Source organism: Promicromonospora sp. NPDC057488 (genome assembly GCF_042802395.1).
Lineage (GTDB): Bacteria > Actinomycetota > Actinomycetes > Actinomycetales > Cellulomonadaceae > Promicromonospora.
The window spans coordinates 1-10,768 of record NZ_JBHVEG010000198.1 but is presented as its reverse complement, the minus strand read 5'-3'; the positions used below and the strand labels follow the sequence as shown (position 1 = coordinate 10,768).

Below are 10,768 nucleotides of genomic sequence, written 5' to 3'. Positions count from 1 at the left end.
GACCGTAACTTCACTCGTTACGGCCGCCGCCCGCCTGGTGAGTACCCGCTCAGATGTCCGCCCAGGACAGCGGCGGGTGACAGCGCTGACAACTGTTCGGCGGTGGACCTTGACTCGGGCCCGCCAGGGGTGAATCGTGTGCGTCAGTTGGCCCGGCGGCGTTGCCGGGTTCGCACGACGCAAGGGAGCTTCATGCGCACGGCACGATTCCTCATCGCACCCGTCACGGCAGCGGCACTCGCCCTCTCGCTCGGTGCCTGTGGCTCCGGCGGAGGCGGCTCCGACGCCTCCACGATCAAGATCGCGTACCAGAAGTTCGGCAACTTCACGCAGGCCGACGAGCTGTTCAAGGACGTCAAGGTCGACTACGAGAAGGCCAACCCCGACATCACCGTCGAGCTCGTGCCGATCGAGGCGCAGCAGAACGACTACTTCACCAAGCTCGCCCTCATGAACCGGTCGCCCAGCACCGCCCCGGACGTCATGTACGAGGACACGTACATGATCAAGTCCGACGTCGAGGCCGGGTACCTGGCACCGCTGGACGACTACCTCGCCGAGTGGGACGAGTGGGACCAGTTCGTCGACAGCGCCAAGGAGGCCGGCGCGGGCGACGACGGCAAGACCTACGGCGTCTCCATGGGCACCGACACGCGCGGCCTGTGGTTCAACAAGGACGTGCTCGCCAAGGCCGGCCTGCCCGAGGACTGGGCCCCGAAGTCGTGGGACGAGCTGCTGGAGGCCGCCCGGGCGATCAAGGAGTCGGACCCGGACGTGATCCCGTTCAACATGTACTCCGGCAAGCCGCAGGGTGAGGCCGCCGTGATGCAGGGCTTCGAGATGCTCCTGTACGGCACCGGCGACACCCTCTACGAGGACGGCAAGTGGGTGCTGGGCTCGCAGGGCTTCGTCGACAGCCTCGACTTCATCACCACCGTGTTCGGCGAGGGCCTGGCGCCGACGCCGCAGCAGGCGCTCGACACCAACATCGGCAACACCGTGCAGGCCGAGTGGCTGCCCGACGGCAAGGTCGGCATCGCGCTCGACGGCTCCTGGGTGGCGGGCAACTGGCTCGAGTCCGGCGTCGCGCCGTGGCCCGAGTGGTCCGAGAAGATGGGCACCGCGCCCATGCCCACGCAGGACGGCGCCGCCCCCGGTGCGGTCAGCATGTCGGGCGGCTGGACCCTTGCGATGGGCTCCGGCTCCAAGAACCCGGACGCCGCGTTCGAGTTCATCTCCATGGCGCTGGACCGCGAGAACTCCCTGTGGTTCGACGTCGCGAACAGCCAGATCGCCGTCCGGACCGACGTCGCCGAGGACCCGGAGTACACCAAGACGAACCCCACCACGGAGTTCTTCACCGGCCTCGTCGACGTGACCAACTTCCGGCCCGCGACGTCCGACTACCCGAAGGTCTCCAACGAGATCATGGTCGCGATGGAGGCCGTGATGACCGGCCAGCAGACGCCGGAGGAAGCGGCCGCCGCCTACGACGAAGCGGTGATCGGCATCGTCGGCGAAGAGAACACGGTCCAGGGCTGACCTGATGGCCGTCACGTCCCGCGGCGTGGCGCGAGTGGTTCCGCTCGCGCCCGCCGTCGTCCTGCTCGCCCTGTTCATGCTGGGCCCCGTGGTCTGGTCGTTCTACGGCTCGTTCACCAACGCCGCCCTCACCGGGCCCGCCGCACTGAGCCCGGAGTGGATCGGGTTCGACAACTACGCGGCGCTGGTCAGCGACCCCGACTTCCCCAAGTCGCTGTGGCTGACCGTCGTGTTCGTGTTCCTGTCCGCCGTCGTCGGGCAGAACGTGATGGGCATCCTGCTGGCCGGGCTGCTCCGCTCGGCGGTCAAGCCCGTGCGCTCGATCGCCTCGACGATCGTGGTCGCCGCGTGGGTGCTGCCCGAGATCGTCGCGGCGTTCGCGGCGTACGCGTTCTTCCACTCGGAGGGCACGCTCAACACGCTGCTCGCCGGCGTCGGCATCACGGGGCCGGACTGGCTCTACTCCACCCCGATGCTCGCGGTGATCCTCGCCAACATCTGGCGCGGCACGGCCTTCTCGATGATGGTCTACTCGGCCGCGCTCGCGGAGGTGCCGCCGGAGCTCACGGAGGCCGCCCAGCTCGACGGCGCCAACGGGATGCAGCGGCTCGCCTTCGTGACCATCCCGGTCATCCGGCGCAGCATCTCGACCAACCTGATGCTGACCACGCTGCAGACCCTGTCCGTGTTCACGCTCATCTACGTGATGACGGGCGGCGGACCCGGCACCGACAGCTCGACCCTGCCGATCCTGGCCTACCAGGAGGCGTTCAAGTTCGCGCAGGTCGGCTACGGCACGGCCATCGCGACCGTGATGATCATCGTGGGCGCGATCTTCTCCGTGATCTACATCCGCGCGCTCCGACCGGAGGTGGACTGATGACGGACACTCTGACGAGACCCTCCGCGCCGGCCAGGAGCGGGCGCGCTCAGCTGGCCGCGCCGCGCGGCACGGCCACCAAGGTGGCGGCCAACGTGGTGCTGCTCGTGATCGCCCTGTGCTTCGTGCTCCCGATGGCGTGGGTCCTCGTCGCGTCGTTCGACGCGGAGGCGACGCTCTCCTTCGGGCTGCCCGACGCCGTGACCACCGCGAACTTCGCGGCGATCATGACGCCGGAGCTCACCTGGCTGCCCCTGTGGAACGCGTTCGTGCTGTCCGCGGGGTCGGGGGCCATCACGGTGGTCGTGGCGGTGCTCGCGGCGTACCCGCTGTCGCGCTACCGCATGCGGTTCGGCAAGTACTTCCTGTACTCGGTGCTGTTCGGCACCTGCCTGCCGATCACAGCGATCATGGTCCCGGTGTACGCGCTGTTCGTGCAGCTCAACCTGCTCGACTCGCTGCCCGGAACCATCTTCTTCATGGCGGCGACGTCGCTGCCCATGGCGATCTGGATGACCAAGAACTTCATGGACTCGGTGCCGATCTCGCTGGAGGAGGCCGCCTGGACCGAGGGGGCGTCCGCGATGCAGGCGCTGCGCCGGGTGGTGCTGCCGCTCATGCGGCCCGGCATCGCCGTGGTGTTCATCTTCGTGTTCGTGCAGGCGTGGGGGAACTTCTTCGTCCCGTTCGTGCTGCTGCTCTCCCCGGAGAAGCAGCCGGCGGCCGTGAGCATCTTCGCGTTCTTCGGCCAGTACGGGTCGGTCGCCTACGGGCAGCTCGCCGCGTACTCGCTGCTCTACGCGGCGCCGGTGCTCGGCCTGTACGTGCTGGTCACCCGCATCTCAGGCTCGGCCTTCGCCCTGGCGGGTGCGGTCAAGGGCTGACGCCGGGAGGCCGTCGGGTGCGGGCTGCCGCCGGGTGGCGGGCGGTCGGCAGAATGTCAGATGGTCGGTAGTCCGAGCTGCCGACCACCTGACATTCTGCCGACCATCCGGGCGCGAGGGGGTCCCGCAGGCGGCGACGGCGGAGGCAGCGCCAGTGCAGTCAGGTCAGCGGAAGACCACCGTGCGGCGGCCGTCCATCAGCACCCGGCGCTCGGCGTGCCAGCGCACCGCGCGGGCCAGGGTGCGGCGCTCGACGTCCTCGCCGATGCCGACCAGGTCCTCGACCGTGCGGGAGTGGTCCACGCGCTCGACGTCCTGCTCGATGATCGGGCCCTCGTCGAGGTCGCCGGTCACGTAGTGCGACGTCGCGCCGATGATCTTGACGCCGCGGTCGTGCGCCTGCCGGTACGGGCCGGCTCCCTTGAACGACGGCAGGAACGAGTGGTGGATGTTGATGATCTGCCCGCTGAGGTCGCGGCACAGCTCGTCGGAGAGGATCTGCATGTACCGGGCGAGCACCACGAGCTCGGCGTCCGTCTCCTTGACCAGGCCGCGCAGCGTCGCCTCCGCCTCGGCCTTGGTGTCCTTGGTGACGGGCACGTGGTGGAACGGCTTGCCGTAGAAGGTCGCGATGTCCTCCAGGTCGCGGTGGTTGCCCACCACGCCGACGACGTCGATCGGCATGCGCTGCGACCGCTCGCGGTAGAGCAGGTCCACCAGGCAGTGCGCCGCCTTGGAGACCATGAGCAGCGTGCGGATGCGGCGGCCGACGACGTCGAGCGTCCACGTCATCCGGAACGCGCCGGCCACCTGCGTCATCGCGGCGGTGAGCTCGTCGCGCGACGCGGCGGACTCCACCTGCACGCGCATGAAGAACAGGCCCGACGTCGGGTCGCCGAACTGCTGCGACTCCGTGATGTTGCCGCCGTGCTCCGCGAGCAGACCCGCCACCGCGTGCACGATGCCCGGCTGGTCCGGGCAGGACAGGGTGAGGATCCAGTGGGTGGCTGCGGTCGCGTCGTTCACGCGGTCAGGCTAACCCGCCACCGCCTGCGGCAGCCCGCCCTGTCCGAGCTCGCGGCGCATCACCCAGCGCCGTCTACCGCCGCTCACCCCGCCCGTCTCGGCGGCCCGCTCGAAGCCCGCCGCCTCGAACATCCGCACCGTGCCCACGTAACCGCTGATCACGTCGACGCGTTCGGCGCCGACGTCGACCGGGTAGCCCTCGATCACCTCGGCCCCGTGCGCCCGCGCGTGCTCCACCGCGCCCGCGAGCAGGTGGTGCATGAGCCCCCGCTTGCGGAACCCCGCGCGCACGACGAAGCACACCGCCGACCAGGCCTCCCGCTCGTCGACGAACGGGATGGTGCGGCTGTTCATCAGGCGCCGGTAGGTGGACCGGGGCGCGATCGAGCACCAGCCGGCCACGACGTCGTCCACGTACACGAGCACGCCCGGGCCGGGCTCGGTGGCGCACTCGTCCCGCATGTAGCCGGGGCGGTCCTCCTGCGCCACGCGGCTGTCCCGGTAGGCCATGCACCAGCAGCCCTTGCCGCCCGGCTTCTTGACGCCCACCACCTCGTAGAAGTCGTCGTACCGCCCCACGGCGGGCCGTACCTCGATCCGTTCCATGCCCCGAACCTACGCGGAGCCACCGACACGCCCGACCGGACCGTGGTCGTCGTCGACTCGGGCGTGTCACCTCTGACACGATGGACCCATGAGCAACTCCACCACGACGATCGCCCTGGTCGAGGACGACCATGCGGGCGAGCTCCTCACGCTGCGCCGCGCCGCGTTCGTCACCGAGGCCCAGCTGTACGACGACCCGCACATCCCGCCGCTGACCCAGACGCTCGCGGAGCTCCGGGAGGACCTCGCGCGGGACGACGTCGTGACGATCGGCGCGTGGGAGGGCCACCGGATGATCGGCTCGGTGCGCGTCGAGATCGAGGGCGAGAAGGCCACCCTCGGCCGCCTCGCCGTGGCGCCCGACAAGCAGGCCCGCGGCATCGGCACCGAGATGCTGTTCGCCGTGCTCCCGTACCTGCCGGAGCAGACCACGGAGATCTGGGTCTTCACCGGCAAGGACTCCAAGCAGAACCTCGCGCTGTACACCAAGCACGGGTACGAGGAGCAGTACGACAAGGCCGCGGGCGACCTGACCTACACCTACCTGCGCCGGGTGCTGGGCGCCGCGGGCGCGCAGCCGGTGCCGCAGGAGAAGTAGCTCAGAAGCCCCAGGCGTGGAAGGACTCGATCTCCATCCACGCGTCGACCCGCGGGTTCTCGCGGTTCGGGTACGGCTTGCCGCCGTAGTGGACCGAGAGCCGGTCGATGCCCGCGAGACCCTCGTCGGGCGTGATCGTCACGCGGCCCTGGAGGCTGACGTGCCGGTACCAGCTCTCGCCGTCGAGCACCGTGAGCGAGACCCGCGGGTCCGCCCGCAGGTGTTCGAGGCGCTTGCGCGTGCCGTCGAGGTTCAGCAGCACGCGCCCGTCCTCGTACAGGTACCAGGTGGCGACCGACACGGGCGCGCCGTCGGGCCGGACGGTCGCCATGACGGCGTGGTTCGGGCGCTCGAGCATGGTCGCGATGTGCTCGGGGACCGGGGGCTTGGCCACTTTGTGCTCCTTCGACGTCGGGTGTCCGCCGCAGCCAATCAGGTATCGCGCCCCGGGCCAAGTGCGTCCAGCGACCGGAGCAGGGCGTCGCGCCGGCCGAAGCTGTGGTCGGCGCGGTCCAGGGACCGGCCCACGGCGCGGATCCCGGCCGCGGCGACGGGCTCCGGCGGGAACGGGGCCGGGACCCGGCGCACCGTGCGGAGCGTGGTGCGCTCGGTCTCCGCGGCGCCGTCGAGCACGGCCAGGCGGTCCAGCACGACCTGCGCCGCGAAGTGCGCGCCGGCGCTCCCCGGCCCCGTCGCGTGCTGCACGCGGCCGCCGGCGGCCTGCACGAACAACGGGCCGGGCCGGGTGCACCGCGCCGTCGCCGCGGCCCACCGGTGCGTGAGCCGCACGCCCTCGAGCTGGGGGAACGTCGTGAGCAGGTGCTCGGCGAGCCGCCGGGAGGTCTGCGGCCGGTTCTCGTGCGCCCTGGCCACCCGCCCGCCGGCGGGGTGGACGGTGTCGTACCCGCCGAACACGATCCGGTCGTCCGCCGTGAGGCGGTAGCGGTGGGCCTGGTTCGCGAGGTCCGCGAGGCCCTGCCGACCGCGCCAGCCGAGCGCGCCCAGCCGTTCGGCGTCCAGCGGCTCGGTCGCGACCGCGTACTCGTACACGGGCACGGTGTGCCGGCGGTAGCGCCGCAGGAGGGCCGGGAACGCGCCGGTCCCGAGGACCACGCGGTCGGCCCGCACCGACGCCTCGCCCGCGGGCGAGGTCGTGCGCAGGACGACGGCGCCGCGCCCGCCCCGCGCCGGCGCCGCCAGCCGGGTCACCCGGGTCTCCTCGAAGATCTCGACGCCGAGGGCGCTCGCCGCCCGCGCCAGCGCGGCCGCCAGCCGCGCCGGGTGCACGAGCGCCGCGTCGCCGGGCCGGACCAGGCCGGCCTCGTACGTGGGACTGGCGATCTCGGCCCGCATCTTGGCGCGGTCGAGGAACGTGTGCGGCACACCCGCCGCGGCGGCGGCCCCGGCGGCGTCCTGCAGCCAGTCGATCTGGTGCGGTTCGACGGCGAGGTCGACGACGCCGGTGCGCTCCCACCCGCAGTCGAGGCCGAGCCCGGCCACGGCGCACTCCATGGCCGCCAGGTTCTCGTCGCCCAGGCCCGGCCGGACGGCGGGGTCGTCGAGCCGTGCCGTCACCAGCCCGGTGTCGCGGCCGGACGCGGCCCAGCCGACCGACCGGCCCTCGACCAGGAGCACGCGTGCGCCGGGGTCGCGCTGCTTGATCCCCAGCGCCGTCCACAGGCCGGTGCAGCCGCCGCCGACCACCACGACGTCGGCCCGGGCCGACCCCGCGAGGCGCGGGTACCGGTCGGGGGTGCCCACGTCGTCCTGCCAGAAGACCGCTTGCCGGGTCCTTGCCAAAGCGTGGTCGACGACGGATCTGGCCGGAACATTGCGCTCGAAAACGGTCTGCTGCAGGCGCCCCATGTCGCAAATCTAGCCAATGACCGATCAATGCCGGTTTCAGTCGGGTGAGCGTCTGATGACGCCGCAGGTGGGGCTACTTGCTGCCGAGGCAGACCGTCTCGAAGCTGCGGGAGGCGTCGAAGCCGAGCTCCAGCTTGTCCGTGGTGCCCTCGGGGCACTCCACGCCGCTGACGATCAGGCCGGTGACCTTGTGCGCGCCCTTCGACGCGCAGGCGAGCTCGGCGCCCTTGCTGTCCACGCAGTCGCCGGTCACGAGCTGTCCGCCACCGTTGCCGGGGTCCCCGGGGTGGTCGTCCGACAGGTTGCGGGCGCACACGGCCTGCGTGTCCCCACCGGCCTGGCCGTCCTTCTGGAAGACGACGTCGGTGCCGTCCGGGCAGTGCAGCTGGTCCACCGACACCGCGTCCTGGATGTCGAGGATCGTGACCGTGGCCTCGGGGTCGTCGCAGAGGAGCGGGAGGTAGGCCTTCGCCCCCTCGGTGGCCTCGGGCGACGGGTTCGGCCCGGCGCAGGAGTCGACCGCCCAGGACGCCGCCACCTCTTCGTCGGCGCTGTCGGGCCCGAAGAAGTGGATGCCCACCGCGATGATCACTCCCGCCGCCACGAGGAAGGCGACGACGGACCAGATCTTGTCCCGTCGGGTGCCGCCGCGGCGCTCGCCGCCGCCGCTGCCGCCGGGCCGCTGCTCGGGTGCGGACGGCGCCGGCTCGGCCGCCGGCCTGGCCGGGAACTGGCCGGTCCTGGGCTGGAACCCGCCGGACCGCTGGACCGGTTCGAACTGGACCGATCGTCGGCCGGGCTGGGCCTGGCGGGAGCGCGGGTCGGGCTGGTGTTCCGGAACACCTGCGTCCGGTGACACGGGGGAGGGCATGGCGGCACAGTAGCGACGTCGGCGTGAATAGCAAAAGGGTCTCAGGTACTTTCGTTGCAATCCCGGGGTTTCTTGCGGATGGCTGCCGGACGGCGGGCGCCGGGCACCGGTTTCGACCGCCGCTGCTACGATCTTCGGGTCGCGACTGGCGTCAGGTGGATCACCACCGGGGAGCGACGAGTCATGCCGACGACGGGTCGTTCGCCTGGGCCCTGGGTCACCTCGTGGAAGGTGTGCGCCCGGGCCGTCCGGCACGGTGCGTGTGCCATCCGCCGCCGTCCGACAATCCCCGTCCCGCATGAATCGAGGAGCTATGAGCGCATCGACTCCCGACCCGCTCGCCACCCCGCTCGCCGAGCTCGACCCCGAGATCGCCGCCGTCCTTACCGGTGAGCTGGCCCGCCAGCGCGACACTCTCGAGATGATCGCGTCCGAGAACTTCGTGCCGCGTGCCGTCCTGGAGGCGCAGGGCTCGGTCCTGACCAACAAGTACGCCGAGGGCTACCCGGGCCGCCGCTACTACGGCGGTTGCGAGCAGGTCGACATCGCGGAGAACCTCGCGATCGCCCGCGCCAAGGAGCTGTTCGGCGCCGAGCACGCCAACGTCCAGCCGCACTCCGGCGCCACCGCGAACGCGGCCGTCCTGCACGCCCTGATCAACGCGGGCGACAAGATCCTCGGCCTCGAGCTGGCCCACGGCGGCCACCTCACGCACGGCATGAAGATCAACTTCAGCGGCAAGCTGTACGACGTCGGCGCCTACGGCGTGGACCCGCAGTCCTACCGCATCGAGATGGACGAGGTGCGCAAGAAGGCGCTGGAGCACCGCCCCGACGTCATCATCGCCGGCTGGTCCGCCTACCCGCGCCAGCTCGACTTCGCCGCGTTCCGCGAGATCGCCGACGAGGTCGGCGCCAAGCTCTGGGTCGACATGGCGCACTTCGCCGGCCTCGTGGCCGCCGGCCTGCACCCGTCCCCGGTGCCGCACGCCGACGTCGTCTCCTCGACCGTGCACAAGACGATCGGCGGGCCGCGCTCCGGCTTCATCCTCTCCAAGGAGGAGTACGCCAAGAAGATCAACTCCGCGGTGTTCCCCGGCCAGCAGGGCGGGCCGCTCATGCACGTGATCGCCGCCAAGGCGGTCTCGTTCAAGATCGCGGGCACCGAGTCGTTCAGGGACCGCCAGGAGCGCACGCTCCGTGGCGCGTCGATCATCGCCGAGCGTCTCTCGCAGCCCGACGTCGCCGCGGCCGGCGCGTCCGTGCTGACCGGGGGCACCGACGTGCACCTGGTGCTCGTCGACCTGCGCAACTCCCAGCTCGACGGTCAGCAGGCGGAGGACCTCCTGCACGACACCGGGATCACCGTGAACCGCAACGCCGTCCCGTTCGACCCGCGGCCCCCGCGCGTCACCTCGGGCCTGCGCATCGGTACGCCGGCGCTGGCCACGCGCGGGTTCGGCGACGCCGAGTTCACCGAGGTCGCCGACATCATCGCGACGGCGCTGAAGGACGGCGCCACGGCCGACGTCGACGCCCTCTCCGCGCGGGTCGAGAAGCTGACCGCCGCGTTCCCGCTCTACCCGGGGCTCTGAGCCGATGACCGCACAGATCCTGGACGGCAAGGCAACGGCCGCGTCGATCAAGGCGGAGCTGAAGGACCGCGTGACGGCGCTGCGCGACCGCGGCGTCATCCCCGGCCTCGGCACCCTGCTGGTCGGCGAGGACCCGGGCTCGCAGTGGTACGTCGCGGGCAAGCACCGCGACTGCGCCGAGGTGGGCATCGCGTCGATCCGGGAGGACCTCCCGGCCACGGCGACGCAGGACGAGATCGAGGCCGCGGTCCGCCGGCTGAACGAGGACCCGGCCTGCACCGGGTACATCGTGCAGCTCCCGCTGCCGAAGGGCATCGACACCAACCGCGTGCTGGAGCTCGTCGACCCCGACAAGGACGCCGACGGCCTGCACCCCACCAACCTGGGGCGCCTGGTGCTGCGGGTCAACGAGGACGTCACGTCCTCGCTGCCCTGCACGCCGCGCGGCATCATCGAGCTGGTGGAGCGGCACGGCATCAAGCTCGCCGGCAAGGAGATCGTCGTGCTCGGCCGCGGCGTCACCGTGGGCCGCCCGATCGGCCTGCTGCTCACGCGGCGGGCCGTCAACGCGACGGTCACCCTGACGCACACCGGCACGCAGGACCTCGCGGCCCTGGTCCGGCGGGCCGACGTCGTCGTGGCCGCCGCGGGCGTCAAGGGCATCGTGTCCGGCGACATGGTCAAGCCGGGCGCCGTGCTGATCGACGTCGGCGTCTCCCGCGAGACCGACCCGGAGACGGGCAAGTCGCGCGTCGTGGGCGACGTCTCGCCCGAGGCCGCCGAGATCGCGGGCTGGGTGTCGCCCAACCCGGGCGGCGTCGGGCCGATGACCCGCGCGATGCTGCTGGCCAACGTGGTGGAGTCGGCGGAACGCTCGCTGGCGCCCTGACGGCTCTGCTGC

At 71.4% G+C, this 10,768-nt stretch carries 11 protein-coding genes and 1 riboswitch; of the genes, 6 read left to right on the top strand and 5 right to left on the bottom strand.

What is annotated here, in order from left to right; genetic code table 11:
* The first annotated feature begins 192 nt into the window (after positions 1 to 192).
* From ACFU5G_RS26135 to ACFU5G_RS26125, 3 genes are read left to right on the top strand one after another with little or no spacing between them, the layout of a single operon-like run.
* Positions 193 to 1,542 carry an extracellular solute-binding protein gene (locus ACFU5G_RS26135; protein ID WP_377251358.1) on the top strand — a complete coding sequence of 450 codons (1,350 nt, stop codon included), beginning with the start codon at positions 193 to 195 and terminating at the stop codon, positions 1,540 to 1,542.
* A 4-nt stretch (positions 1,543 to 1,546) separates the two neighbouring features.
* Positions 1,547 to 2,422, top strand: a complete 876-nt coding sequence (locus ACFU5G_RS26130) for a carbohydrate ABC transporter permease (RefSeq protein WP_377251356.1) — start codon at positions 1,547 to 1,549, stop codon at positions 2,420 to 2,422.
* Positions 2,422 to 3,306, top strand: a complete 885-nt coding sequence (locus ACFU5G_RS26125; protein ID WP_377251354.1) for a carbohydrate ABC transporter permease — start codon at positions 2,422 to 2,424, stop codon at positions 3,304 to 3,306. The genes ACFU5G_RS26130 and ACFU5G_RS26125 overlap by 1 nt, the downstream gene beginning before the upstream one ends.
* Before the next feature lie 165 nt (positions 3,307 to 3,471).
* Here the strand turns inward: ACFU5G_RS26125 and purU are convergent, their stop codons facing one another.
* Together purU and ACFU5G_RS26115 are read right to left on the bottom strand one after the other, a co-directional pair.
* Positions 3,472 to 4,332 (bottom strand): formyltetrahydrofolate deformylase, encoded by an 861-nt coding sequence (purU, locus tag ACFU5G_RS26120; protein WP_377251352.1) that lies wholly within the window; start codon positions 4,330 to 4,332, stop codon positions 3,472 to 3,474.
* Positions 4,333 to 4,341: 9 nt separating this feature from the next.
* The gene (locus ACFU5G_RS26115) at positions 4,342 to 4,938 is read right to left on the bottom strand and encodes a GNAT family N-acetyltransferase (protein WP_377251350.1); all 597 of its coding nucleotides are present in this window, start codon (positions 4,936 to 4,938) and stop codon (positions 4,342 to 4,344) included.
* A gap of 88 nt (positions 4,939 to 5,026) precedes the next feature.
* On the opposite strand from ACFU5G_RS26115, the gene ACFU5G_RS26110 reads away from it, so the two are divergent.
* A complete protein-coding gene (locus ACFU5G_RS26110; protein ID WP_036968504.1) occupies positions 5,027 to 5,536 on the top strand; it encodes a GNAT family N-acetyltransferase in 510 nt (169 codons plus the stop codon).
* A 1-nt stretch (position 5,537) separates the two neighbouring features.
* On the opposite strand, the gene ACFU5G_RS26105 is transcribed toward ACFU5G_RS26110, so the two are convergent.
* The 3 genes from ACFU5G_RS26105 to ACFU5G_RS26095 all read right to left on the bottom strand — a co-directional run bounded on the left by ACFU5G_RS26105 (position 5,538) and on the right by ACFU5G_RS26095 (position 8,273).
* Positions 5,538 to 5,930 (bottom strand): PPOX class F420-dependent oxidoreductase, encoded by a 393-nt coding sequence (locus ACFU5G_RS26105; RefSeq protein ID WP_020016295.1) that lies wholly within the window; start codon positions 5,928 to 5,930, stop codon positions 5,538 to 5,540.
* Positions 5,931 to 5,968: 38 nt separating this feature from the next.
* Positions 5,969 to 7,402 carry an NAD(P)/FAD-dependent oxidoreductase gene (locus ACFU5G_RS26100; protein WP_377251348.1) on the bottom strand — a complete coding sequence of 478 codons (1,434 nt, stop codon included), beginning with the start codon at positions 7,400 to 7,402 and terminating at the stop codon, positions 5,969 to 5,971.
* 73 nt (positions 7,403 to 7,475) lie between these two features.
* Positions 7,476 to 8,273 carry a hypothetical protein gene (locus ACFU5G_RS26095; protein ID WP_377251346.1) on the bottom strand — a complete coding sequence of 266 codons (798 nt, stop codon included), beginning with the start codon at positions 8,271 to 8,273 and terminating at the stop codon, positions 7,476 to 7,478.
* Positions 8,274 to 8,404: 131 nt separating this feature from the next.
* Positions 8,405 to 8,491: riboswitch (ZMP/ZTP riboswitch) on the top strand.
* Positions 8,492 to 8,586: 95 nt separating this feature from the next.
* On the opposite strand from ACFU5G_RS26095, the gene glyA reads away from it, so the two are divergent.
* Together glyA and ACFU5G_RS26085 are read left to right on the top strand one after the other, a co-directional pair.
* Positions 8,587 to 9,867 (top strand): serine hydroxymethyltransferase, encoded by a 1,281-nt coding sequence (gene glyA, locus ACFU5G_RS26090; protein ID WP_377251344.1) that lies wholly within the window; start codon positions 8,587 to 8,589, stop codon positions 9,865 to 9,867.
* A 4-nt stretch (positions 9,868 to 9,871) separates the two neighbouring features.
* Entirely contained in the window at positions 9,872 to 10,756 is an 885-nt protein-coding gene (locus tag ACFU5G_RS26085) for a bifunctional methylenetetrahydrofolate dehydrogenase/methenyltetrahydrofolate cyclohydrolase (protein WP_377251342.1), read from the top strand.
* Positions 10,757 to 10,768 lie beyond the last annotated feature (12 nt).

Bases quoted from the DNA above. Each gene is read 5' to 3' on its own strand.
- ACFU5G_RS26135 (WP_377251358.1), top strand. From the start codon at position 193: ATGCGCACGGCACGATTCCTCATCGCACCCGTCACGGCAGCGGCACTC.
- ACFU5G_RS26130 (WP_377251356.1), top strand. From the start codon at position 1,547: ATGGCCGTCACGTCCCGCGGCGTGGCGCGAGTGGTTCCGCTCGCGCCC.
- ACFU5G_RS26125 (WP_377251354.1), top strand. From the start codon at position 2,422: ATGACGGACACTCTGACGAGACCCTCCGCGCCGGCCAGGAGCGGGCGC.
- ACFU5G_RS26115 (WP_377251350.1), bottom strand. From the start codon at position 4,938: ATGGAACGGATCGAGGTACGGCCCGCCGTGGGGCGGTACGACGACTTC.
- ACFU5G_RS26110 (WP_036968504.1), top strand. From the start codon at position 5,027: ATGAGCAACTCCACCACGACGATCGCCCTGGTCGAGGACGACCATGCG.
- ACFU5G_RS26100 (WP_377251348.1), bottom strand. From the start codon at position 7,402: ATGGGGCGCCTGCAGCAGACCGTTTTCGAGCGCAATGTTCCGGCCAGA.
- ACFU5G_RS26095 (WP_377251346.1), bottom strand. From the start codon at position 8,273: ATGCCCTCCCCCGTGTCACCGGACGCAGGTGTTCCGGAACACCAGCCC.
- glyA (WP_377251344.1), top strand. From the start codon at position 8,587: ATGAGCGCATCGACTCCCGACCCGCTCGCCACCCCGCTCGCCGAGCTC.
- ACFU5G_RS26085 (WP_377251342.1), top strand. From the start codon at position 9,872: ATGACCGCACAGATCCTGGACGGCAAGGCAACGGCCGCGTCGATCAAG.